Source organism: Amycolatopsis pretoriensis (genome assembly GCF_900107925.1).
GTDB classification, from domain to species: domain Bacteria; phylum Actinomycetota; class Actinomycetes; order Mycobacteriales; family Pseudonocardiaceae; genus Amycolatopsis; species Amycolatopsis pretoriensis.
In genome coordinates this window covers 451,370-474,924 of sequence record NZ_FNUJ01000007.1, presented here as the reverse complement: position 1 = coordinate 474,924, position 23,555 = coordinate 451,370, and the positions used below count along the sequence as shown (strand labels likewise).

Annotated in this window: 23 protein-coding genes; 7 read left to right on the top strand and 16 right to left on the bottom strand. The window is 71.4% G+C overall.

The window, feature by feature from the left end; translation table 11 throughout:
• Nucleotides 1–13: 13 nt before the first annotated feature.
• Entirely contained in the window at nucleotides 14–1,279 is a 1,266-nt protein-coding gene (locus BLV96_RS32140; protein WP_086681620.1) for an amidohydrolase, read from the bottom strand.
• A 28-nt stretch (nucleotides 1,280–1,307) separates the two neighbouring features.
• Here BLV96_RS32140 and BLV96_RS32135 point away from each other — a divergent pair, with 28 nt between their 5' ends.
• The 4 genes from BLV96_RS32135 (at nucleotide 1,308) to BLV96_RS32120 (ending at nucleotide 6,869) form a co-directional block, all read left to right on the top strand.
• Nucleotides 1,308–2,810 (top strand): DUF7782 domain-containing protein, encoded by a 1,503-nt coding sequence (locus tag BLV96_RS32135; RefSeq protein WP_208608373.1) that lies wholly within the window; start codon nucleotides 1,308–1,310, stop codon nucleotides 2,808–2,810.
• Nucleotides 2,807–3,232: a D-aminoacyl-tRNA deacylase gene (dtd, locus tag BLV96_RS32130; RefSeq protein ID WP_086681617.1), complete on the top strand. Its 426-nt coding sequence runs from the start codon at nucleotides 2,807–2,809 to the stop codon at nucleotides 3,230–3,232. Before BLV96_RS32135 ends, dtd begins: the two co-directional genes overlap by 4 nt.
• 289 nt (nucleotides 3,233–3,521) lie before the next feature.
• Nucleotides 3,522–4,556 carry a sigma-70 family RNA polymerase sigma factor gene (locus BLV96_RS32125; RefSeq protein ID WP_086681614.1) on the top strand — a complete coding sequence of 345 codons (1,035 nt, stop codon included), beginning with the start codon at nucleotides 3,522–3,524 and terminating at the stop codon, nucleotides 4,554–4,556.
• 651 nt (nucleotides 4,557–5,207) lie between these two features.
• Nucleotides 5,208–6,869: a fumarate hydratase gene (locus BLV96_RS32120; protein ID WP_086681612.1), complete on the top strand. Its 1,662-nt coding sequence runs from the start codon at nucleotides 5,208–5,210 to the stop codon at nucleotides 6,867–6,869.
• Nucleotides 6,870–6,926: 57 nt separating this feature from the next.
• Here BLV96_RS32120 and BLV96_RS32115 read toward each other — a convergent pair whose 3' ends face one another.
• From BLV96_RS32115 to BLV96_RS32055, 13 genes are all read right to left on the bottom strand, one after another.
• A complete protein-coding gene (locus BLV96_RS32115) occupies nucleotides 6,927–7,589 on the bottom strand; it encodes an RlpA-like double-psi beta-barrel domain-containing protein (RefSeq protein WP_086681609.1) in 663 nt (220 codons plus the stop codon).
• 166 nt (nucleotides 7,590–7,755) lie between these two features.
• Nucleotides 7,756–9,159 carry an MFS transporter gene (locus BLV96_RS32110; RefSeq protein ID WP_086681606.1) on the bottom strand — a complete coding sequence of 468 codons (1,404 nt, stop codon included), beginning with the start codon at nucleotides 9,157–9,159 and terminating at the stop codon, nucleotides 7,756–7,758.
• Nucleotides 9,160–9,225: 66 nt separating this feature from the next.
• Complete coding sequence (locus BLV96_RS32105) at nucleotides 9,226–9,663, bottom strand: SRPBCC family protein (protein ID WP_086681603.1); 438 nt, start codon at nucleotides 9,661–9,663, stop codon at nucleotides 9,226–9,228.
• Between the two features lie 14 nt (nucleotides 9,664–9,677).
• Nucleotides 9,678–10,187: a hypothetical protein gene (locus BLV96_RS32100; protein ID WP_244180607.1), complete on the bottom strand. Its 510-nt coding sequence runs from the start codon at nucleotides 10,185–10,187 to the stop codon at nucleotides 9,678–9,680.
• 173 nt (nucleotides 10,188–10,360) lie between these two features.
• Entirely contained in the window at nucleotides 10,361–10,855 is a 495-nt protein-coding gene (locus tag BLV96_RS32095; RefSeq protein ID WP_086681597.1) for a hypothetical protein, read from the bottom strand.
• Nucleotides 10,856–10,891: 36 nt separating this feature from the next.
• Entirely contained in the window at nucleotides 10,892–11,689 is a 798-nt protein-coding gene (locus BLV96_RS32090; protein ID WP_086681594.1) for an ABC transporter permease, read from the bottom strand.
• Nucleotides 11,667–12,518 carry a 2-aminoethylphosphonate ABC transporter permease subunit gene (locus BLV96_RS32085; protein ID WP_086681591.1) on the bottom strand — a complete coding sequence of 284 codons (852 nt, stop codon included), beginning with the start codon at nucleotides 12,516–12,518 and terminating at the stop codon, nucleotides 11,667–11,669. Before BLV96_RS32085 ends, BLV96_RS32090 begins: the two co-directional genes overlap by 23 nt.
• Nucleotides 12,515–13,564 carry an ABC transporter ATP-binding protein gene (locus BLV96_RS32080; RefSeq protein WP_086681587.1) on the bottom strand — a complete coding sequence of 350 codons (1,050 nt, stop codon included), beginning with the start codon at nucleotides 13,562–13,564 and terminating at the stop codon, nucleotides 12,515–12,517. Before BLV96_RS32080 ends, BLV96_RS32085 begins: the two co-directional genes overlap by 4 nt.
• Entirely contained in the window at nucleotides 13,561–14,568 is a 1,008-nt protein-coding gene (locus tag BLV96_RS32075; RefSeq protein WP_086681585.1) for a 2-aminoethylphosphonate ABC transporter substrate-binding protein, read from the bottom strand. The genes BLV96_RS32080 and BLV96_RS32075 overlap by 4 nt, the downstream gene beginning before the upstream one ends.
• The gene (locus tag BLV96_RS32070; RefSeq protein WP_143051065.1) at nucleotides 14,565–15,230 is read right to left on the bottom strand and encodes a phosphonatase-like hydrolase; all 666 of its coding nucleotides are present in this window, start codon (nucleotides 15,228–15,230) and stop codon (nucleotides 14,565–14,567) included. The genes BLV96_RS32075 and BLV96_RS32070 overlap by 4 nt, the downstream gene beginning before the upstream one ends.
• Entirely contained in the window at nucleotides 15,227–16,348 is a 1,122-nt protein-coding gene (locus tag BLV96_RS32065; RefSeq protein WP_086681626.1) for a TIGR03364 family FAD-dependent oxidoreductase, read from the bottom strand. Before BLV96_RS32065 ends, BLV96_RS32070 begins: the two co-directional genes overlap by 4 nt.
• Nucleotides 16,349–16,475: 127 nt before the next feature.
• Nucleotides 16,476–16,856 (bottom strand): DoxX family protein, encoded by a 381-nt coding sequence (locus BLV96_RS32060; RefSeq protein WP_086681582.1) that lies wholly within the window; start codon nucleotides 16,854–16,856, stop codon nucleotides 16,476–16,478.
• A 57-nt stretch (nucleotides 16,857–16,913) separates the two neighbouring features.
• Complete coding sequence (locus BLV96_RS32055; protein ID WP_086681579.1) at nucleotides 16,914–17,687, bottom strand: GntR family transcriptional regulator; 774 nt, start codon at nucleotides 17,685–17,687, stop codon at nucleotides 16,914–16,916.
• 80 nt (nucleotides 17,688–17,767) lie between these two features.
• Between BLV96_RS32055 and BLV96_RS32050 the strand changes: the two genes are divergently transcribed.
• The gene (locus tag BLV96_RS32050) at nucleotides 17,768–18,979 is read left to right on the top strand and encodes an APC family permease (RefSeq protein ID WP_208608372.1); all 1,212 of its coding nucleotides are present in this window, start codon (nucleotides 17,768–17,770) and stop codon (nucleotides 18,977–18,979) included.
• Nucleotides 18,980–19,105: 126 nt separating this feature from the next.
• A complete protein-coding gene (locus BLV96_RS32045; RefSeq protein WP_086681573.1) occupies nucleotides 19,106–19,906 on the top strand; it encodes a S1 family peptidase in 801 nt (266 codons plus the stop codon).
• Between the two features lie 61 nt (nucleotides 19,907–19,967).
• On the opposite strand, the gene BLV96_RS32040 is transcribed toward BLV96_RS32045, so the two are convergent.
• Nucleotides 19,968–21,068 (bottom strand): NAD(P)H-dependent flavin oxidoreductase, encoded by a 1,101-nt coding sequence (locus BLV96_RS32040; RefSeq protein WP_086681570.1) that lies wholly within the window; start codon nucleotides 21,066–21,068, stop codon nucleotides 19,968–19,970.
• A 13-nt stretch (nucleotides 21,069–21,081) separates the two neighbouring features.
• Nucleotides 21,082–22,698: an acyl-CoA synthetase gene (locus BLV96_RS32035; protein ID WP_208608371.1), complete on the bottom strand. Its 1,617-nt coding sequence runs from the start codon at nucleotides 22,696–22,698 to the stop codon at nucleotides 21,082–21,084.
• Nucleotides 22,699–22,760: 62 nt separating this feature from the next.
• Here BLV96_RS32035 and BLV96_RS32030 point away from each other — a divergent pair, with 62 nt between their 5' ends.
• Nucleotides 22,761–23,549: a crotonase/enoyl-CoA hydratase family protein gene (locus BLV96_RS32030; protein ID WP_086682418.1), complete on the top strand. Its 789-nt coding sequence runs from the start codon at nucleotides 22,761–22,763 to the stop codon at nucleotides 23,547–23,549.
• The last annotated feature ends 6 nt before the right edge of the window (nucleotides 23,550–23,555 follow it).

The window sequence follows — 23,555 nt, the reverse complement described above, 5'->3', positions numbered from 1 at the left end:
CCACCTGTGACGGTCATCCGACACCTGGGTGGGACATTCGGGAGAGCGCGGCGGTGACCAACGTCTCGATGCCCGTGCGCAGCGTCGGGTGCAGCACCGGGGCGAAGCGCGGCGAGTGGTTGGACGGGATGTCGCTTTCGAACCGGCCCTCGGTCATCGCCGTGATGACCGTCTGCGGGTCGAAGCCGCCGACCAGCCAGAACACCGACGGCACGCCGGCCGCGCGGCCGAACTCGCTGAAGTCCTCGCTGCCGGTGACCAGCGGGGCCGGCAGCACCACGTCGGCGCCGAAGTGGCCGCGGAAGACCTCGGTGAGCGCGTTGTTGGCGGCTTCGTCGTTTTCGGTGACGGGGTAGGCGCCCGACCGCTCGATGCCGGGCGGCTTCGGCGCGCCGGCCGTCGCCGCTTCGCCGTTGACGATCCGTTCGACCGCGGCCAGCACCCGCTCGCGCACGGCTTGGTCGAACGACCGGACGTTGACCTCCAGCACGGCGTCGTCGGCGATCACGTTGCTCGCGGTGCCCACGTGCAGCGAGCCGACGGTGACCACGGCGGAGTCGGTCGCGGCGATTTCGCGCGAGACGATCGTCTGCAGCTTGAGCACCACGGACGCGGCCAGCACGGCCGGGTCGACGGTCGTCTCCGGGCGCGAGCCGTGGCCGCCTCGGCCGTGCAGGGTGATGCGCAGCGTGTCCGTCGCGGCCATGATCACGCCGGGCCGGGTGAGCACCCAGCCGGCCGGGCCGGGCACCAGGTGCTGGCCGAACACGACGTCGGGCGTGCCGGCGCGGTCGAAGAGGCCGTCGCGGACCATCGCGGCGGCGCCGCCCGCGCCCTCCTCCCCCGGCTGGAAGACGACCTGAAGCGTGCCGGACCACGTGTCGCGGCCCTTCGCGAGCAGCGCGGCGGCACCGGAGAGCCAGGTGGCGTGCATGTCGTGCCCGCACGCGTGCATGACCGGGACGTCCTTGCCGTGCTCGTCGGTCCCGCGGGCGGTGCTCGCGTACGACAGCCCGGTCTTCTCCTCGACCGGCAGCGCGTCGATGTCGGCGCGCAGCAGCACCGTCGGGCCCTCGCCGTTGCGCAGGACGCCCAGCACCCCGGTGCCGGCGATGCCGGTGTGCACCTCGTAGCCGTCGCGCTCCAGCCGCCGGGCCAGCTCGGCCGCCGTGCGGGTCTCGGCGAAGGACAGCTCGGGGTGCCGGTGGAGGTCGATGTACAGCGCTTCGAGCTCGGGCAGCGCCGCGTCGAGCGGGGCGAGGGCGCGTTCAAGGGTCACGGGGGCCATCGTGGCAGCATTACCCACCGTGAGCACGCGAAGCGTACTGCCCGACCTGTCCGACGACGTCTGCGCGCGGCTGCGCGAGGCCTTCCGGCGCACCTCCTACGACGCCGACGGCGTGGTGGCTGCCCTCGGCGGGGCCGCGCACGCGGCGCTGGGCCGCGGCGAGCCGGTGCCGGCCGAGCGCGCGAGCCGGGACGCCGGCGACCTCGGCACGCTGATCCGGCTGTTCCTGCTGGGCGGCACCGAGCCGGAGACCGCGGTCAAGGCCGCGTTCGCGCCGCTTTCGCCCGAGGACGCCGTGGCCGCGGGAGTGCTCTCGTCGGCAGCCGAGGGATACCGGGCCGCGCTCGACATCCGCCCGCACGGCGACGACGAAGGCTCCTGGTGGGTCGTGTCCGACCTCGACGCCGACGTGCTCGGCACCACCGTCCCCGAAGACCACGTGCTCGGCGTCGGCCACGCGTCGCTGTCGCTGATCCGCGCGACCAGCCGCCGCCCGGTCGGCACCCTGCTCGACCTGGGCACCGGCAACGGCGTCCAGGCCCTGCACGCGACCCGGCACGCCCAGCGCGTGACCGCCACGGACGTCTCCGAACGGGCCCTCTCCCTGGCCGCGGCGACCTTCCGGCTGAACGAGCTGGACGTCGAGCTCGTGCGCGGCGAGTGGTTCGGACCGGTCGCGCGGCGGAAGTTCGACCAGGTCGTCTGCAACCCGCCGTTCGTGGTCGGGCCGGCCCGCGTCGACTACACCTACCGCGACTCCGGACTGGCCGGCGACGACGCGAGCGCGCTGGTCGTCCGGCAGCTGCCCGGCTTCCTCAACGAGGGCGGCGTAGGCCAGCTGCTCGCCTCCTGGGTGCACACCGGGAAAGAGGACTGGGCCGACCGGGTGAGCCGCTGGCTGCCCGCCGAGACCGACGCGTGGTTCGTCCAGCGCGACGTCGCCGACCCGGCGCTGTACGTCGGCACCTGGCTACGGGACGCGGGCCTCGACCCGCGCTCGCCGGAAGGCCGGGCGAAAGCGGCGGCGTGGCTCGACTGGTTCGCGGCGAACGACGTCCGGGGCATCGGCTTCGGCTTCGTCACGCTGCGGCGCGCGTCCGGGCGAACCCCGACCGTCGTCTGCGAAGACCTCCGGCAGGCCTACGACGACCCGCTGGGCCCGGAAGCGGCCGGCTGGCTGGACCGCGTGGAATGGCTGCGTGAATCAGGGGATTCGTTACTCGATGTCCGTTTTGTGGTGCCCGACACGGTTTTGCTCGAAAGCGTCGAGGAACCCGGCGACGAGGGCTGGGCGACGCAGATCCGCCGCCTGCACCGCACCGACGGGCCGGGCTGGCAGCACGAGGTCGACGACCTGGCCGCGCGGCTGCTCGCCGGCTGCCGGGGCGCACTGCCGCTGGAGGACCTGATCGAGCTCCTCGCGTTCTCGCAAGGACTCGACGCATCGGAGCTGGCCGCCACCGCGTTGCCCGTCGTCCGCGAACTCGTCCGGCACGGGATGCTCGTCCCGGCGGGCCGATGAGGGCGGTCGCGGCGCGCGTCACCCGGGCGGACGTCACCGTCGCGGGTGCGGTCGTCGGCGCGATCGACGAGCCGGGTTTGCTTGTGTTGCTGGGAATCCACGTCGACGACGACGCGGCGAAGGCCGTGACGATGGCGCGCAAATTGCACGAGCTGCGCGTGCTTCGTGACGAGGAATCATGCGCCACGGCGAATGCCCCGCTGCTCGTGGTGAGCCAGTTCACGCTCTACGGCGACACGAAGAAAGGGCGGCGGCCGTCGTGGACGCGGGCCGCCCGGCCGGAGGTCGCGGAGCCGTTGGTGGACGCCGTCGTGGCCGAGCTGCGCGGCCGCGGCGCCACCGTCGCCACGGGGCGTTTCGGGGCGATGATGGCGGTCTCGAGCGTCAACGACGGTCCGTTCACGGTTCTCGTAGAGGTCTAGACCACAGCGGGACCGTTCACTTCCTGACCCGATTCACACGGTATTCTCAGGTTCACCGCCTCCTCGACGTTCTCAGCAAAAGCTCAGCAATGGTCGAGCAACCGGAGCGCGCCGGCAGCCGTCTCCTTTTCAGGCGAGCCGGGAACGTTTTGGAAACCCGGAGCGTTGTGCCAGATGTCCAGCCAAGCCGGCCGGACCGGCGTACCGGGTTCCACAGGCCCCGGTCCGCGGGTACGCACCCGGTGGGACGACCGCAGCAGCACGTTCAGCCCGTGACCGGGGAGGCAGAATGTCAGTCCAGACTCTCGAACGCGAGTCGCGCGGGATTCGCGAGCGCATCCCGGCTCAGGTGTCCGAGGAGCCGTCGTCGCTGAGCGTGGGGGCGCTCACCGACGCCGACCTCGACGCCCAGAGCCCCGCCGCCGACCTCGTGCGCGTCTACCTCAACGGCATCGGCAAGACGGCCCTGCTGTCCGCGGCCGACGAGGTCGAACTCGCCAAGCGCATCGAAGCCGGCGTCTTCGCCCAGCACATGCTGGACACCGGGGAGAACCTCACCCCGAAGCGCCGCAAGGAGCTCTCCGCCCTGGTCCGCGACGGGCACGTGGCCAAGAACCACCTGCTGGAGGCGAACCTCCGCCTGGTGGTCTCGCTGGCCAAGCGCTACACCGGCCGGGGGATGCCGCTGCTCGACCTGATCCAGGAGGGGAACCTGGGTCTGATCCGCGCGGTGGAGAAGTTCGACTACTCCAAGGGGTTCAAGTTCTCGACCTACGCCACCTGGTGGATCCGCCAGGCCATCACCAGGGGGATGGCCGACCAGGGCCGCACCATCCGGCTCCCGGTCCACCTGGTGGAACAGGTCAACAAGCTGGCCCGCATCAAGCGCGACCTGCACCAGCAGCTCGGGCGCGACGCGACGAACGACGAGCTGGCGGCCGAGTCGGGCATCCCGGCGCACAAGATCTCCGACCTGCTCGACCACTCGCGTGACCCGGTAAGCCTGGACATGCCGGTCGGCACGGAGGAGGACGCCCCGCTGGGCGACTTCATCGAGGACTCCGAGGCAACGGACGCGGAAAGCGCCGTGATCTCGGGCCTGCTGCAGGACGACCTGCGCCGCGTACTGGCAACGCTGGACGACCGCGAGCAGCACGTGATCCGCTTGCGTTACGGCCTCGACGACGGCCAGCCGCGCACGCTCGACCAGATCGGCAAGCACTTCGGGCTGTCCCGCGAGCGCGTCCGCCAGATCGAGCGCGAGGTCATGTCGAAGCTCCGCCAGGGCGAGCGCGCCGACCGGCTCCGCGCGTACGCCAGCTGATCGCTTCCGGTAAAGGGGCGGGTGCACTCTGCACCCGCCCCTTTCGCGCGTCTTCGACCAGCGGTTCCGCGTTTAACGCGGCTCGCAAAGAAAATTCTTCACGAAAAGCGGGTTTCGCCGCCGACGGGCGTGGGTAACAACCCTCCGCTGGTACCCGTTCGGCAGCGTTGACTTATGACCTTCGTCACGCCAGCCTCGAAGTACCGGCACAGACCTCGCAACCGGATGTGCACGCATCCGGAAGCTTCCCCCGGGAGGTCGGGTCCGTCGGGGTGGACCCGGCCTCCCGACCAACGTCCGTGAGCCAAGCCGGCCAGCCTTCCGAACCGAAGAGTTCCCGCAAACGCAAGCCGGCAGCGCAACCCACACCCCCACCAGCCAGACCTCCCCGCAACCCCGATCCGAAGCCAGAACACGGCCGGCGGTGCCGGGTCAAGGCATCTTTCCCGCCTTGACGCGGTACCGCCGGCCGTAGTCACAATCAGGCTTCGGGGTTGTGGGGGATACCAAGCCCAGCGTTGCGGAGACACCAAGCCCCCCGCCGAACGCAAAACCGCGTGGGGTGGCCCACAGTGATCGGACGCTTCTGCCCGGTGCCGAACCACCCCCCGTAGGGTGGACCGATCCCGGAGCTGGCAAAGGAGCCTGGCAGTGCCGTCCACCACCACGTTTCAGCACACCGAAGTCCTCCCCCTCGGCAAGGACACCACCACGGAGTACCGGCTGGTCACCGACAAGGGCGTCGAGACCGTCGAAGCCGCCGGGCGGAAGTTCCTGAAGATCGCCCCGGAAGCACTCACCACCCTCGCGCGCACCGCGATCACCGACATCCAGCACCTGTTGCGTACATCACACCTGAAGCAGCTCAAAGCCATCGTCGACGACCCCGAAGCGAGTGGCAACGACCGCTTCGTCGCCATGGACCTGCTGCGCAACGCCGCCATCTCCGCCGGCGGGGTGCTGCCCATGTGCCAGGACACCGGGACCGCCATCGTCATCGGCAAGCGCGGCGAAGGCGTCCTGACCGGCGGTGACGACGAGCGCGCCCTTTCGCAGGGCATCTTCGACGCCTACCAGCAGCTGAACCTGCGGTACTCGCAGATGGCGCCGGTGAACTTCTGGGACGAGCGCAACACGGGTACCAACCTCCCCGCCCAGGTCGAGCTCTACCACAAGGACGGGCAGGACGCCCCGGCCTACGAGTTCCTCTTCATGGCCAAGGGCGGCGGCAGCGCCAACAAGACGTTCCTCTACCAGGAAACGAAAGCCGTCCTGAACCCGAAGCGGCTCGCGCGCTTCCTCGACGAGAAGCTGCGCAGCCTCGGCACCGCGGCCTGCCCGCCGTACCACCTGGCGATCGTCGTCGGCGGGATGTCGGCCGAGTTCAACCTGAAGGTCGCGAAGCTCGCCTCCGCGCGCTACCTCGACAACCTCCCCGCCGAGGGTTCCGAGCTCGGCCACGCCTTCCGCGACCAGGACCTCGAGCAGCAGGTGCTGGAGATGACCCGCCAGTTCGGCATCGGCGCGCAGTTCGGCGGCAAGTACTTCTGCCACGACGTCCGCGTCATCCGGCTCCCCCGGCACGGCGCCAGCTGCCCCGTCGGCATCGCCGTGAGCTGCTCCGCCGACCGGCAGGCGAAGGCCAAGATCACCGCCGACGGCGTGTTCATCGAGCAGCTCGAGCGCGACCCGGCGCAGTTCCTGCCCGACGTCACCGAGGAAGACCTCTCCGACGACGTCGTGAGCATCGACCTCAACCGGCCGATGGCGGACATCCGCGCGCAGCTCTCGCAGCTGCCGGTCAAGACGCGGCTTTCGCTCACCGGGCCGCTGGTCGTCGCGCGCGACATCGCGCACGCGAAGATCGCCGAGCGCCTCGACGCCGGCGAGGAAATGCCGGACTACCTGAAGAATCACCCGGTCTACTACGCCGGCCCGGCGAAGACGCCGGAAGGCTACGCGTCGGGCTCGTTCGGCCCGACCACCGCCGGCCGGATGGACTCCTACGTCGAGCAGTTCCAGGCCGCCGGCGGCTCACTCGTCATGCTGGCCAAGGGAAACCGCTCGAAGCAGGTGACGAACGCGTGCGAGTCGCACGGCGGGTTCTACCTCGGTTCGATCGGCGGCCCGGCGGCGCGGCTCGCGCAGGACTGCATCAAGAAGGTCGACGTCCTCGAGTACGCCGAGCTCGGCATGGAAGCCGTCTGGAAGATCGAGGTCGAGGACTTCCCGGCGTTCATCGTCATCGACGACAAGGGCAACGACTTCTTCGCGAGCACCGGCGACCCGGTGCTGCAGATCAGCTTCCGTTAGGACACAAGGGAAGGGGACACCGGCCCGCCGCCGGTGTCCCCCTCCTTCCCTGCTCCCTCAGCCGACGCGCTCGATCCGTGCGCGCCGGATGAGGAACTTTCCGGGTTCCCGAACCTGTTCGAAGGCCGCGTTGTTGAGCAGCGTGCAGCTGCCCGACACCGACGTGACCTCCACCGTGGTGGACTTCGAGTTGTCCAGGTTGGTCACCTTCAGCTTCGTCCCCGCCGGGAACTGGTTGCTCGACGCGGCCGGCGCTCCGCCTTCGCCCGAGAGCGTCACGGTCGAACCCGGGCAGACGACGTCGCCGACGGCGCCGGTGTCCACCCCGGACTGGTTCTGCTGCTGGTCCTGCTGGGCCGGCGCCTGTTGCGCGGGAGCCTGCTGAGCCGGGGCTTGCGCGGTCTGGCCGTTGTTCGCGGCGACGTTCGCCGTGCAGCCCGCGACCTGCCGCCGCTGCTGGATCAGGTCGACGACCGCCTGCCGGTTGGCGATCCGCGCGGCCGACTGCGCGTCCGGGTTCGCCTGCTGGCCCGCGATGAAGTTCAGGTTGTTCTGCAGGGCGGTGTCGAGCCCCCCGCAGTTCTCCTTGGGCGCCTCGGCCGCGTTGCCCGCGGGACTGCTCAACGCGATGGCCGCCGCGGTGATGCCGGAAACACCCAGCAACGCGGCCAACCCGACGGTCGCCTGCTTGCGGTGCCGACCACTGCTCAACCGGGGCATGTGCCCCTCCTCTCTGATCACCACCTCACTCCTGGACACGGCTCGGTGACTCGGGCGGTTCACCGGATTCGCCGGAAGTTTTTCGACGTCTTCGACGCGCGAGAGGAAGGGGTGGTCCGGACCACCAGGGTCGGCACCCGCGGTCACCAGCGGCGGGACACCGCGATCACGCCACCGGAGCGGACTTGTGGTCCGAACCATTGACGCGGGCGGCCGTCGCCAGCGCCCAGCGGCCGGTCGTCACCAGGCCCAGCACGAACACCAGCACGCCGCACCCCGCGACGATCGCCCACACCGCGTGGCCCGTGCCCGGCGGCGTCCCGACGTCCGCCGCCACCACCGCGCCGATCACCGCCACCCCCAGCGAGATCCCCACCTGGCGGCTCGTCGACGCCACCGCCGCGGCCAGGCCCGCCTGCTCGCGCGGCATCCCGGACACCGCCGCGTTCGTGATCGGCGCGTTGAGCAGGCCGTAGCCGATGCCGAAGCACAGGTACCCCGTCACCACCCAGGCGATCGGCGTCGCCGGGCCGATGCCCGCCAGCACCACGCCGGACGCGGCGATCCCCGCGCCGGCCACCAGCAGCGGCAGCCGCGGGCCGCGCGCGCCGGTCAGCCGGCCCGACAACGGCGCGCCCAGCGCCGTCAGGACCGCCATCGGCAGCGTCAGCAACCCCGCGTGCAGCACCGAAAACCCGCGCGTCTCCTGCAGGTACAGCGTGGTCAGGAACAGGAAGCCCGACAGGGCCGCGAACCCGGCGACCGCCGTGAGCGTCGCCCCCGAGAACGGCACGCTGCGGAAGAACCTCAGTTCCAGCAACGGATCCCGGCGCCGTCGCTCGTAGGGCAGCAGCACCGCCAGCGCCGCGGCGGCGACCAGGAAACAGCCCACCACCACCGAAGTCCCCGAGCCGCGGCCTTCGATGATCCCGTAGGTCAGCGACGCCAGCAGCACGATCACCAGCAGCTGCCCCACCGGGTCGAGCCGGCGCGGGCGCGGGGCCCGCGACTCGGGGACGAACACCGCCGTCAGCACGATCGTGGCGATGCCGACCGGGACGTTGATCCAGAAGATCGAGCGCCAGCCCGCCCAGTCGACGAGCACGCCGCCGAGCACCGGGCCGACCGCCAGGCTCAGCCCGTTCACCGCCGCCCAGACGCCGATCGCGCGGGCGCGGTCCCGGGGATCGGTGAACACGTTCGCGACGATGGACAGCGCGACCGGGTTGAGCATCGACCCGCCGATCGCCTGCAGCGCGCGGAAGGCGACCAGCAGCCCGATGGACGGCGCGATCCCGCACAACAGCGACCCGAGGCTGAACAGCGCGAGCCCCGTCTGGAACGTCCGGCGCCGCCCGATCCGGTCCGCGGTCGAGCCGGACAGCATGAGCAGGCTCGCCAGCACCAGCGTGTACGCGTCGATCGTCCACTGCAGGCTGGACACCGACGCGCCCAGTTCACGGCGGATCGAGGGCAGCGCGAGGTTCACGATCGTGTTGTCGAGCCCCACCATGAACAGGCTCAGGCAGCAGGTGGCCAGGACCACCCGCCGGCGCACCGGCTGCGGCACCGCACTCCCCAACTAGTTGCACGGACAATATTAAGCACTGTACAACTAATTTGGGAGGGCTCCGCGTCAGGCCGGGAACAGCTGCCCGAGCCGCGCCAGGGTCTTCTCGATGCCCTCGGCGTTCTTGCGCGGGAACGGGCTGAGGCTGATGGCCAGCGGGAACTTCGCCGTCGACCAGTCGAACGTCTCGGTGACCTCGGTGCGGCCGTCGCCGACGGGCTCGAGGCGCCAGCGCCAGCGGTGGCCGTTGAAGTGCCGCCAGGCGATGAGCCGGCCCTCTTCGAACTCGACGACGGTGTTGAGGATTTTGTACGACGCGCCGATCTTCATGTCCATGCCGAACTTCGCGCCCAACGTGAGCCGGTCCGGGCCGCCCGACTGGGCGGCCCGGACCGTGCCGGATCCGTCGATGAGCGGGTGCTGGGCCGGATCGGCGAGCAGCCCGAAGATCTTCTCGGGCGGCGCGGCGACGATCGCGGTGCGTGAGACCTGGCGGCTTCCCATCACCCGACCCTAGATCATTTCTGCGTCTTCAACACGACCGTGCGCTGGTCCAGCGGCGCCGCCAGGGCGACGGATATCACGGGGTAGCGGATGTCCATGGTGCACATCTGGCCGGTCTGGGCCTTGGTCTCGCTCAGGTTGACGACGACGCGGTCGCCCGCCTGCTGGGTCGCCTCGCCGAGAGCGTGGCCGCAGCCGCCTTCCTGGGCGCGGATGTTGAGGATCGTGCCGCCGTTGGCCGTCCACACCTCGCGCGGGTAGTCCTTGGGGAGAGCGGCGGCGTCGACCTTGTCCGGCGGCACCGGCGTACTGCCTTCGGGCACGGTGAGCCGCGGTTTGCCCGGCGGGTTCGCCGACGGTGACGTCGGCAGCACCGACTCGGTCGGCGACGTCGAAACGCTCCCGGTCGGGGCGGCGGAGTCACCTCCGGCCGCGGGCTGGCTGGTGGGCATGTCCTGGTCGGCGCAGGCCGTTGCCATCAGCAGGAACGCGCCTGTCCCGACCACCTTCGCTGAGTACCTCATGTCCCGAAGACGGAACGTCCCCCGCCCGGGGTTGCACGAAAGATCGAACCGGAGCTTTCACGTGAAAGCTCCGGTTCGAAGGCGGCACTTTCACGTGAAAGTGCCGCGGACGTGGTCTGGGAGGGCGACCCCGGGCATCCCGAGGCGGCCCTCCCAGCGTCTGCGGGGGCTCCTCAGCCCTGGCGGAGCACCACCGTGCGCGTGCCGAGCGGCTCGGCCAACGTCAGCGGGATGCTGACCTCCTTGATGTAATCCGGGCACATCTGGCCCTTCTTCGCCGCGATGACGGAGACCAGCACGACCACCTGCTGCGGCGTCTGGTCCCCGACGTGCGCGGCGACGCGGCGGCAGCCGCCCTCCTCCGCCTGCAGGATCACCTGCTTGCCGTCGAGGCTGCGGGTGAGGCTGCGGGGGTAGCCCTCGGGCAGCCCGCGCGCGTCGACCTGGGACTCGGCGATCACGTCGTCGCCCGGGGCGATGCCCTGCGTCGGCCGCCCGACGGTCTGCGACGGCGGGGGCGGAGGAGTCGGCGAACCCGGCACCACCGGCGATGCCGACGTCGTGGGCGTCTCCGGTCCGGTGCTGCTCCCGGCGGGCGCCGCCGTGTTGGCCGCCCCGCACGCCGTCAGCGTAAGGAGCAGCAGACCCGTACCCAGCAGTGTGCGCATACCTCCAGGACGGACCGGACGCCGGATCGGTTGCACCTACCGGTGCGCCGCCCGGCCGCGGACCAGGCCCAGCAGCACCACACCGACGAGCGTGACCCCGAGCAGCACGACCGTCGCCGCCGAGGCGAGGAACACCTGGCCGCGGTCGGTCAGCGCGAAGATGCTCGCCGGCAGCGTGCGCCAGTCCGGCGGGTACAGCATCATCGTCGCGCCCAGCTCGCCCATCGACATCGCCAGCGCGAGGCTCGCCGACGCCGTCATCGCCGGGAGCAGCACCGGGACGCGCACCCGCAGCAGCACCCGCACCGGCGACGCCCCGAGCGACGCCGCCGCCTGCGCGAGCAGCGGGTCCACGCGGGCGAGCGCCGCCGAGACCGTGCTGTAGGCGAAGGGCAGCAGGATCAGCAGGTGCCCGAGCAGCACGATCCAGCGCGTCCCGTTGAACGCCAGCGGCGGGCGGCTGAACGCCACCAGCAGCGCCAGCCCCAGCACCACCGAGGGCACCGCGATCGGCAGGTGGAACAGCGTGTCGGCGAGCTGCCGCAGCCGCTTCGGCGCGGTCTCGGCCGCCAGTGCCGCGCCGGTGCCGAGCAGGACGGCCGCCGCGCCCGCGATCACGCCCGTCTGGACGCTCACCGACAGGCTCGCGAACGTCTCCCCCGACAACGCGCCGGCGTAGTGGGCCAAGGTCGGCCCGCCCGGCAGCACACCCGTCCAGTGCCCGGCGAACGACGCGAGCACGATCATCACCAGCGGTGCCGCCACGACGACGGCGAACACCACGCCGAACACCAGCCACAGCAGCACCTTGCTACGCCGCGTCCACAACAGCATCGCGACCCCTTCCGGACAGGACCCGGTAACTTCCGTACAGCAGCAGCGAAATCGCGACGTCGACCAGCGCGACGACGCTCGCCGCCGGGAAGTCGAACGTGACGATCCCCTTGCCGTACACCAGCATCGGCAGTGTCGTGACGCCCTTCGCGCCGAGGAACAGCACGATGCCGAACTCGTTGAGCGCCAGCAGCAGCGTCAGGCACGCCCCCGACGCCAGTGACGGCAGCGCGGCGGGCAGCACGACCCGCCACAGCACCCGGCCCGGCTTCGCGCCCAGCGACGCGGCGACGTCCAGGTGCACGCCCGGGACCTGGCCGAACGCCGCCAGTGCCGGGCGCATCACGAACGGCGTGTAGAACGTGATCTCGGCGAGCAGCACGCCCCACGGCGAGTAGAGGAAGCCGCCGGCGCCGAAGACCCCCGCGCTGCCGTAGAGGAACGTGAACGCCAGCGCGATGAGGAACGACGGGAACGCGAGCACGGTGTCGACCAGCCGCGACAGCGTCCGCGCGCCCGGGAACGGGACGAACGCGATCACCAGCGCGAGGAACGTGCCGAGCAGCACGCAGCCGGTCGTGGCGCCCAGCGCGAGCAGCACGGTCTGCCCCGCGGCGTCGCGGAACTCCGCCGAGCCGAGCACCTCGGCCCAGACGCCCAGGCCGAACCCGCTGTCCGTGGTCAGCGACTGCCCGGCCACCAGGACCAGCGGGTAGCCGAAGAACACCGCGACGACCGCCAGCGGCGGCAGCAGCCACACCCACCCCCGTCGTGAGTCGGAAACAGGGTTGGAACCCTGTTTCCCACTCGCGAGGGCCACCGCGGTCATGTGCCGACCCCGACCAGCGGGCAGCCGTCCGGGATCGAGACGCCGACCGCCGTCCCGACGGGGAACGCCTCCGGCACCTCGGCCCGGATCGTCTCGCCGGTCGCCAGGACCAGATCCAGGCGGTAGCCGGTGCCGCGCCACTGCACGGCCCGCACCAGCGCCGGGAGCGTGTCTTCGCCGGGTTCGCCGACGCCGACGCGGTGCGGGCGGACGCCGAGCGCGACCGGGCCCGGGCCGAGCGCGCCGGTCGGTTCGGCGGTCAGCACGCGGCCGCCGAGCCGGACGGTCGCGGGCGTGCCGTCGCTGACGAGGTCGACCGGGATGAGGTTGGCCGCGCCGAGGAAGCTCGCGGTGAATTCCGAGGCCGGCCGCCGGTAGAGCTGCTCGCACGGCCCGGTCTCGACCAGCCGCGAGTCGCGCATGACGGCGATGCGGTCGGCCAGCGCGAGGGCCTCGCCCTGGTCGTGGGTGACGTAGACGAGCGTGGTGTCCGGCAGTTCGGCCCGCAGCCGCAGCAGTTCGGCGAGCATGTCCTCGCGCAGGGTGGCGTCCAAAGCGGACAGTGGCTCGTCGAGCAGCAGCACGTCCGGCCGGATGGCCAGCGCCCGGGCGAGCGCGACGCGCTGCTGCTGCCCGCCGGACAGCTCGCGCGGGAACCGGCGGGCGTACTCGCCCATGCCGACAAGGTCGAGGACTTCGGCGACGCGCCGGCCGGTTTCGCCGCGCGGGGTTCGCCGTGCGGTGAGCCCGAACGCGACGTTGGCGTCGACGCGCAGGTGCGGGAACAGCGCGTAGCTCTGCACGACGACGCCGAGGCCGCGCCGGTGCGGCGGCCGGTCGGTGACGTCCTCGCCGCCGAGGAACACGCGGCCCGCGCTCGGCCGGACGAACCCGGCGAGGGCCTTGAGTGCCGTCGACTTGCCGGAGCCGGACGGCCCGAGCAGCGCCAGGGTTTCGCCGCGGCCGACCGTCAGGTCGAGGGCGTCCAGCGCGGTGGTGCGTCCGAAGTGGATGGACACCCCGCGCCATTCGACGGCCGGCGTCACCGGCCGACGGCCTTCTTGTACGCGGCCAGGTCGGCGTCGAGCTCGGCGAGCACGGCGGTCCAGTCCGGGTGCCAGATCTCGACGCCGTCGAGCGCGGCCTTGATCTTCGCGGCGTTGGCGCCGGTGGCCGTGACGTCGACGCGGGCCGGGATGCCGTACGCGTCGGCGGCCTTCGCCTGGACCTCGGGCGAGAACAGGAAGTCGAGGAGCTTCTTGGCGTCGTCGGCGTGCGGGGCGTTCGCCACGAGCCCGGCGTAGTACGGCAGCGCGAACGTCGAGCGCTTGCCCTGGGCGTCGGCCGGGAAGAAGACGTCGAAGCCGCCGCTCTTGGCGATCTCGGCGAGGTTCATCTGGACGTCGCCGTTGGCCACCAGCAGCTCACCCTTGGCCACCTTGGGCTGCAGCTTGCCGGTCGACGACGACGGTCCGGCGTTGTTCGCCTCGAGCTTGCCGAGGTAGTCGAGCGCGCCCTGGTCGCCGAGGGCGTGCTGCAGCTGCAGGAGGACGGCGGTGCCGTCGCCGGCCTCGCCGGGCGTCGAGTACTGGACCTTGCCCTTGAGCTTCGGGTCGAGCAGGTCGTCCCAGGTCTTCGCGGTGGCCTGCGGGTTGCGGATGAAGCTGAGGTAGTTGTCCATCATGGCGAAGTAACGGCCCTGGGAGTCCTTTTCGGACACCTGGTCGGCGCCCCGCGGGGTGTAGGGCTGCAGCAGTCCGGTGACGCGCTGGATGAACGGCGGGAGCGTGACGAGGACGTCGGCCTGGGTGTTGGCCTTCTCCTTCTCGACGCGGGAGGCGACTTCGCCGGAACCGGCCGTCACGGCCTGGACGGTGATGCCGGTCTGCTGCTCGAACTCGGCGAAGCGGGCGGTGTACCAGTCTTCCAGTCCGTCCACTGTGTACACGGTGACGGTCTTGCCGCCGGCGCTCGCGGCGCCGGTGCCGCCGCAGGCGGACAGGACGGCGGTCAGCGCGACCGCGAGGACGGTGGCCAGGGTCTTCTTCATTTCGTTCCTTCGAGCAGGGCGGGGAGGTGACGGACGGAGTCGAGGACGGCGGTGGCTTCGACGAGGTCTTCGCGGCGGCCGGCACCGGTGAGGACACCGGCGACGACCGACGCGCCGGCCCGGAGTCCACACAGGACGTCGGACGCGGTGTCACCGGCGACGGCGACCCGCCGCACGTCGGTGACTTCGAGCCGCAGCGCGGCGGTGAGGACGAGGTCGGGGAACGGGCGGCCGCGGACGCCGTCGCCCGGGGCGAGCGCGAGGTCGGCGAGGCCCTGCCAGCCGAGCGCGTCGAGGATGGCGTGCTGGGTGGCGGGCGCGAAGCCGGTGGTGAAGGCGACTTTGACGCCGTCCTCGCGCAGGCCCCGGACGACGTCTTCGGCGCCGGGGATCGGCCGGCACTCCCCCGCTCGCACGAGGTCGCCGTAGGCCGTTTCGAACGCGGAATTGGCCTGCTGCGCCAGGGTTTCGTCATTGAGCAGGGCGCGGAAGACGGTGATCTTCGACTGGCCCATGGTGTCGACGACGTACCGCAGCATTTCGGGGTACTTCTCGTCGGGCACGCCGACGGTCTCGATGGCTGTGGTGAAGGCCTTCACGACGAGGCCGTCGTCGGCCACGGTCGTGCCGGCCATGTCGAGCACGACGAGTTCCGGGGTCACAGGTCCAGCTCCTCGGCGGTGTCTTCGGCGATGGCGGGGGCACAGGTCATGCCGCGGCCGCCCGGCCCGGTGACGAGCCAGGCGTTGCCGGCGACACGGGCGCGGTGCACGATCCGGCCGGGGTCGGTGGTCTGGGCGTAGACGCCGGCCCAGCGGCGCCGGATCCGCGGCAGCGGGTGCCCGAGCAGCGCGCCGGCGACGGATTCCAGGTGGTCGTAGGGGTCTTCGGTGACGTCGAAGGCGAAAGGCTCGTCGTATTCGTGGGTGTCGCCGATGGTGAGGGAGCCGTCGAGCCGCTGGACGAGCAGGAGCTGCATCCGGTGCGCCCGCGCGGTTTCGGTCTGCGGCTGGGACTTTTCGAGGGCGTCGAGGGCTTCGCCGCGGTAGGCGGGGTAGTAGCGGAAGCTGTCGCCGTCGGCGACGCTGGTGGTGAGCTTTTCGGCGAGGGGTTCGGTTTGGGCCATCTGCAGCCGGACTTTTCTCACCGGCGGTTCCCCGGCGAGTTCCCGGACGAGCCCACCGGTCCAGGCGCCGGTGCAGAAGAGGACGAGGTCGCCGTCGTGGCGTTCGCCGCGGTCGTCGACGACGCCGGTGCCGGTGAGGTGGCAGACTTCCCGGCCGGGACGCCAGGCGTAGCGGCCGGTTTTGGCGAGTTCTTCCCGCAGGGCGGGCTGGGCGGTGCGCGGTTCGACGGCGGCGTCGCGCTCGCACCAGAGGGCGCCGCGGAAGTCGCCCTGGAGTGCTGGGTTGAGCTTTTTCGTTTCGGCGGCGTCGAGCAGCCGGTAGCCGCGTTCGGTGCCGGCTTCGGCGGCTTCGGCGGCTTCCGCGGCGACGGCGAGTTCGGCTTCGGTCCGGGCGACGGTCAGCGAGCCGTTGGCGCGGAAGCCGAGGGCGGGGACGCGCTCGCCGATCCGTTCCCAGAGGCGCCGGGCCCGCAGCGCGGTCCGGAGTTCGACGCCGGGCGCCCGGCCGCCGACCCAGACCAGGCCGAAGTTGCGCACGGACGCGCCCCGGGCCTCGGGTTCGCGTTCGAGCTGGACGACGTCGTGGCCGCGCTCGACGGCCTGCCAGGCGTGCAACGTGCCGAGCACGCCACCACCCACGATGAGGATTCGCACGCGGCCCACGCTGTCGGCCGCGCGCCAACAGCCGCTGGCCCCTCGGCGAACGCGGAGTGAAGCGAGCCGGAATATTGGACCGGACGAGTTACCCGTTTGTTACCTTCGATGCCAGGTCACGCCGGGCTCAAAGGCGGCCGACCGCCACGAACACGCACACCGCCAAGATCAGCGCGTTCGCCCCGACGTTCCGCCACTCGGCCGTCTTGTGCCCCACCACCGCGAGCCGGCCGTGCGACGCCATCGCGCCCACCATCACCACCGCCAGCCCGGCCGCCGCCCAGCCCGTCAGCTCCGGTGCCACCCCCACCAGCACCGGCAGGATCAGCCCCACCACCGCGACCAGCTCGCAGATCGCGGTGAACCGGACCACCGGCAGCGGGTACGCCGCCGCGCCCGTTTGGCCCGTTTCGAGCATGCGCTGCCGCGACATCGTCGACTTCAGCGCGCCCGACACGGCGAAGATCGCCGCCAGCAGTACCTGCCCCACCCACAACGCGATGTTCATGACGTCCTCCCGTTCGGTTGTGCGGGAGGGACGAGGCCGGCGGGAAGAACGTGACGCTCAGGCGCGGCCCAGCCGGGTCATGAAGCTCAACCGGTCACCCCGGTACAGCGACCGCACCCGCTCGAACGGCGCCCCGTCCGGGCCCCACGAGATCCGGTGCATCAGCAGCATCGGCAGCGCCGGGTTGGTCCCGATCAGCAACGCCTCGCGCGGCGTCGCCAGGACCGTCTCGACGCGCTCCTCGGCGCCGTCGAACACGACGCCGAGCTGCTCGCTCAAGCACGCGTACAGCGACTGCTCGGGGTTGAACACCTCCAGCAGCGTCGGGAACCGCTCCGCCAGGAGATATGTCGACTCCAGGCCGACGCGTTCCTCGTCGGCCAGCAGGACGCGCTCGATGTGGATCACCTCGGCGTCCGAGGTGACCTGCAGGTCCGCCGCCAGCGCGCTGCCCGCGAGCCGCCGCTCCAGGGTGATCACCGTGCGGCCCGGGCGGATCCCCTGGCGCCGCAGCCCCTCCGTGTAGCTCACCAGGGCCAGCGGCTGCACCAGCTTCGGGCCCGCGACGAACGTCCCGCTCCCCTGGCGCCGGCTCAGCCTGCCCTCGAGCACCAGCTCGCCGACCGCCTGCCGTACCGTCGCCCGCGACACCTCGAAGCGCTCGCACAGCTCCCGTTCCGTGGGCAGCACCGATCCTTCGCCCAGTTCCGCGATCACCGCCAGCAGCTCGACCTTGACCGCGTAGTAACGCGGGACGCGGCCGTGCTCGGGAATCCCGTCGAGAACGGGACCGTCGGCGGACAGGCGGGAATGGCGCGAAGGAGCGGGCACGGAATCGACCCTATTCGTTTCCCGGTGCGCCGTGGTTCGCTGTGGCGCGCAACACGGCCGTCACACGGAGGATCACCCGGATGCCCTCGACACCGCTGGCCCGCCGGCTCGGCCTGGCCGACGCCGTTTTCCTGGGCCTGGGCTCGATGATCGGCGCCGGCGTCTTCGCCGCGTTCGCCCCGGCGGCGCGGGCCGCGGGGGGCGGATTGCTCATCGCGTTGGTCGTCGCGGCCGTCGTCGCGTACTGCAATGCGATGTCTTCGGCGCGGCTCGCGGCGATTCACCCCCAATCGGGCGGCACCTACGTTTACGGCCGGGAAAGGCTCGGTGAATTCTGGGGCTACCTGGCCGGCTGGGGATTCGTCACCGGGAAGACGGCCAGCTGCGCCGCGATGACGCTGACCGTCGTCGCCTACGCCGCCCCCGGGCTCGGGCAGCCGTGGCGCGGCCTGCTCGCCGTCGCCGTGGTCGCCGCGCTCACCACGGTCAACTACTTCGGCGTCCACCGCTCCGCACTGGCGACGCGGGTGATCGTCTCGTGCACCCTGCTCGTGCTCACCGCCGCCGCGGTCACGATGGCCACCGGGCCGGCCGCGGGCGGCCCGCTCGTCGCCTGGCCCGGCAGCGGCGGCGTCCTCGAGGCGGCCGGGCTGCTCTTCTTCGCCTTCGCCGGGTACGCCCGGCTCGCGACGCTCGGCGAGGAGGTCCGCGACCCGGCCCGGACCATCCCACGCGCCATCCCGCTGGCGCTGGGCCTGACCCTCGTCGTCTACGCGGCCTTGGCGGTGCTGCTGCTCGTCCGCCTCGGCCCGGCCGCGCTCGCCGCGAGCCCCGATCCCATCGCGGCCGCCGTCCCGGGGTGGCTCGCCCCGATCGTCCGGGTCGGCGCGGCGCTGGCGGCACTCGGCTCGCTGCTCGCGCTCATCCTCGGCGTTTCGCGCACGACGCTGGCGATGAGCCGCGACGGTCACCTCCCCCGGTTCCTCGCCGCCGTGCACCCCCGCTACGACGTGCCGCACCGCGCCGAACTCGCCGTCGGGCTCGTCGTCGCCGTGCTCGCCGCGTTCCTCGACCTGCGCGCGGCGATCGGCTTCTCGTCCTTCGCCGTCCTGACGTACTACGCGGTCGCCAACGCCGCCGCGCTCACTCTCAAGGGGAAAGCGCGAGCCGTCCTGGGCCTGGCCGGGTGCGTGGTGCTGGCCTTCAGCCTCCCGCTGCCGTCGGTGCTGGCGGGCGGCGTCGCGTTGTTGCTGGGCGCATCGGCCTACGGCGTTCGCCGGATCCGCCGGTGAGAAATCACCCAACCGCCCGAAACATCCGAAGAAAGTTGGTTGTCCCGGTATGTGAACACCTGGTGTAGTCATGGAGCCGCCGACGGCAACCGGCTTCCACAGTGGACACTGGAAGGACTGATCCCCTTGGCTCCCAAGCGCTGGTTCACCCTGCTCAGAAACGCCACCACCGCACTGGCCGCGCTCGCCGCGGCCGCGTCGTTCGCCACCCCGGCGATCGCCGCCCAGCCGCCGTCCACCGACGTCGTCGGCGGGACCCGGGCCGCCCAGGGCGAGTTCCCGTTCATGGTGCGGCTGTCCATGGGCTGCGGCGGCGCGCTCTACACCAAGCAGATCGTCCTGACCGCGGCGCACTGCGTCAGCCGGACGGGGTCGAACACCTCGATCACCGCGACGGTCGGCGTGGTCGACCTCAACAGCACCAGCGCGCAGAAGATCCGCTCGACCTACGTCTACCAGTCCCCCACCTACGGCACCTCGACCGGCGGTGACTGGGCGCTGATCAAGCTCGCCAGCCCGGTGAGCGGCCTCTCGACGCTGCCGATCGCGACGACGTCGTCGTACAACAACGGCACGTTCACCGTGGCCGGCTGGGGCGCGGCCCGCGAAGGTGGCGCGCAGCAGCGGTACCTGCTGAAGGCGACCGTCCCGTTCGTCGACGACGCCACCTGCCAGTCCCAGGGCGGCAGCTACCCCGACCTCATCCCGAGCGCCGAGATCTGCGCGGGCAACCTCGCCTCCGGCGGTGTCGACACGTGCCAGGGCGACTCCGGCGGCCCGATGTTCCGCCGCGACAACGCCGGCGCGTGGATCCAGGTCGGCATCGTCTCCTGGGGTGACGGCTGCGCCCGGGCGCACGCCCCCGGCGTCTACACCGAGGTGAGCACGTTCGCGTCGAAGATCGCTTCGGCCGCCGCCGGTCTGTAGCCAAAGTCCGTGAATGGCACATTGAGGGACACTTGGTCCCTCAATGTGCCATTCACGGCGTTCAGCGGGTCTTGTCCAAGCGGGACAGTGCCTCTTCGTAGCCGTTCATCAGGTCCGCGACGACGTCGGCGACCGGCCGCACCGCGTTCATCCGCCCCACGATCTGCCCGACCGGCATGGACACCACGCTCGGGTCGTTCGCCGCGTGGATCCGGTTGTGGGCGTGGGAAACCAGCAGGTTCTGCAGCGGCATCGGCAACGGCTCGGGCGCGTCCGCCGCGGCCCACGCCTCGGTCCACCGGGTCTTGAGCAGCCGCGCGGGCTTGCCGGTGTAGATCCGCGTCCGGACGGTGTCCGACGACGACGCCCCGACGAGCGCCTGCTGCATCGCCACCGACTCGCCCATCGTCTGCAGGTACTCCTCGGTGGCGAGCCACATCGAGCCCATCCAGACGCCGGACGCCCCGAGCGCGAGCGCCGCGGCCACCTGCCGCCCGGAGCCGATCCCGCCCGCGGCGAGCACCGGGACGTCGACCGCGTCGACGATCTCCGGCACCAGCACCATGGACGCGATCTCGCCGGTGTGCCCGCCGGCTTCGTAGCCCTGCGCGACCACGAAGTCGACGCCGTTCTCGACGTGCCGGACCGCGTGCTCGGCCTTCCCGGCCAGCGCCGCCACCGGCACCCCGCGGTCGTGGCACTGGGCGATGACGTCGGCCGGCGGCGAGCCGAGCGCGTTCGCGATCAGCTTGATCGGGTGGTTGAGCGCGACCTCGACGTGCGAGCGGGCGACCGAGTGCAGCCAGCCGAGGACGCCCGCGCGTTCGTCGGTGTCGTCCGGCAGCGGCGGCACCGAGAGGTCTCGCAGCACCTTGTCGACGAACGCGCGGTGGCCGTCCGGGATGTGCTTCGAGAGGTCGACCTGGGTGCCCTCGGCGGGGATCTTCGCCGGCATCACGATGTCGACGCCGTAGGGCTTGCCGCCGGTGTTCTCGTCCATCCAGGTCAGCACCCGGTCGAGCTCGGCGGCGTCGTTGAACCGGACGCAGCCGAGCACGCCGAGCCCGCCGGCGCGGCTGAGCGCCGCGGCGACGTGCTCCGAGGGCGTGAACCCGATGATCGGCAGGTCGATGCCGAGCCGGTCGCACAGGGGTGTCCGCACTTGCGATGTCCTCTCAGACGGGCTGGGCCGTGGCCGGTTCGTGCTCGGCCGCGTAGCGCTGGGCCCACGGGTAGTCCGGCTTGCCGCTGGGCGACCGGCCGATCTCGCCGGCCAGCCAGATCGTGCGCGGCACCTTGTACCCGGCGATCTCGCCGCGGACGTGCTCCTCGAGCGAGGCGAAGTCGGCTTCCGCGCCCTCACGCAGCTGGACGACGGCGGCGACGCGCTGGCCGAGCCGGTCGTCCGCGACGCCGATGACGAGCGCGTCGAAGACGTCGGGGTGGGACTTCAGCGCGCCCTCGACCTCTTCCGGGTAGACCTTCTCGCCGCCGGTGTTGACGCACTGGGAGCCGCGCCCGAGCAGCGTGACCGTGCCGTCCTCCTCGTAGCGGGCGTAGTCGCCCGGGACGACGTACCGGACGCCGCCGACCTCGACGAAGATCTTCTTGCTCTTCTCGGGATCGCCGTAGTAGCCGAGCGGGACGTGCCCACGGCGGGCGATCAGCCCCACCGCGCCGGGTGCCGGCTCGACGAGCTTCCCGTCGTCGTCGACGAGGATCGCGTCCTTGCCGAAGCTGACCCGCGGGCCGGCGCTGTGGTCGGAGTCCTTGCCGACCATGCCGATCCCGGTGAAGCCGCTTTCCGACGAGCCGATGGCGTCGGTGATCACGGCGTTGGGCACGAGCTCGACGAACTCCTGCTTCACCGACTGCGAGAACAGCGCGGCGTGGCTGGAGACGGCGACGAGCGAGGAAGCGTCGTAATCGCCTTCGCGGAACGCCTCGATCAGCGGCCGCGCCATCGCGTCGCCGACGATCGTGAGGACCTGGACCTTGTGCTCCTGCACGGCTTTCCAGATCTCGTGCGCTTCGAAGCGCGGCACGAAGACCACCGGGCTGCCGGTGAACAGGGCGCCGAACGCGGCCCACTGCGCGGCGCCGTGGATGAGCGGCGCGGCGGGCAGTCGGGTCAAGCTTCCGGCCTTGCCCTGCTCGGCGAGCGTCCACTCGTCCGGGATGTACTCGCCGGTGACGAAGTTGATCCCGCCGCCGAGCGCGCGCCAGACGTCCTCCTGGCGCCAGAGCACGCCCTTCGGGTAGCCCGTGGTGCCGCCGGTGTAGAGGATGTAGAGGTCGTCGTTGCTGCGCTCTTCGAAGTCGCGCTCCGGGCTCTGTGCCTCGAGCGCGGCCTCGTAGTCGACGCCGCCGTAGCCCGCGTAGTCACCGTCACTGCCGTCGTCGATCACGACAACGTGTTTCAGTTTCGGCGTCTCGGGCAGGACGGCGGCGACCTTGTCGGCGTAGCTTCTTTCGTGCACGAGGGCGACGAGCTCGGCGTCGGTGAAGAGGTAGGCGAGCTCGCCGTGCACGTAGCGGTAGTTGACGTTGACGGCGATCGCGCGCAGCTTGTACGCCGCGATCATCGCCTCCAAGGCCTCGATCGAGTTGCGGGAATAGACCCCGATGTGGGACCCGCGTCCCACGCCGTGCGCGGCGAGGTGATGGGCGAGCCGGTTGGCCCGCGCCTCCAGTTCGGCGAAGGTGACCCGCCGGTCGCCGCACACGACCGCGACGCGCTCCGGCACGGCGTCGACGGCGTGCTCCAGAAGATCCGCGATGTTGAGTGCCACGCCCTCAAAGTAGAACATGTTATCGTTCTGGGCAATGGCACTGCTCCTTCAGGAGGTCTCCCGTGGGTGAACCGCACGCGCTGGTTTCGCAAGAGGGGCAGACCCTCGTCGTCACGATGAACCGGCCCGAGGCGCGCAACGCGATCACCGGCGAGATGATGTCGATCATGGTCGACGCCTGGGACCGGGTCGATGCGGACGACTCGATCCGCAGCTGCGTCCTCACCGGCGCGGGCGGCGCGTTCTGCGCGGGCGCGGACCTGAAGTCGATGGCCCGCAACTCCCCTTCCGAGTCGTTCGCGGCGGGCAAGTTCGACCCGTCGAACATCCCGGGGCTTCTGAAGGGGCGCCGCCTGACCAAGCCGCTGATCGCGGCGGTCGAGGGGCCGGCCATCGCGGGTGGGACGGAGATCCTCCAGGGGACCGACATCCGGGTGGCCGGCGAGTCGGCCCGCTTCGGGGTGTCGGAGGCCCGGTGGGGGCTGTTCCCGATGGGCGGGTCGGCGGTGCGGCTGCCGCGCCAGATCCCGTACACGGTGGCCGCGGACATCCTGCTGACCGGACGTCACCTGTCCGCCGCGGAGGCCCTGGCGATCGGGTTGATCGGGCACGTGGTGCCGGACGGGACCGCGCTCACGAAGGCCCTCGAGCTGGCTTCTTTGGTGAACGCGAACGGGCCGGTCGCCGTGCGGGCCATCCTCCGGACGATCCGGGACACCGAGGGACTCCACGAGGAGGAGGCCTTCAAGCTGGACTCGCAGTACGGCATCGAGGTCTTCGCATCGGAGGATGCCAAGGAGGGTCCGCGGGCGTTCGGCGAGAAGCGGAAGCCGGAGTTCCGAGGACGCTGACGTCGC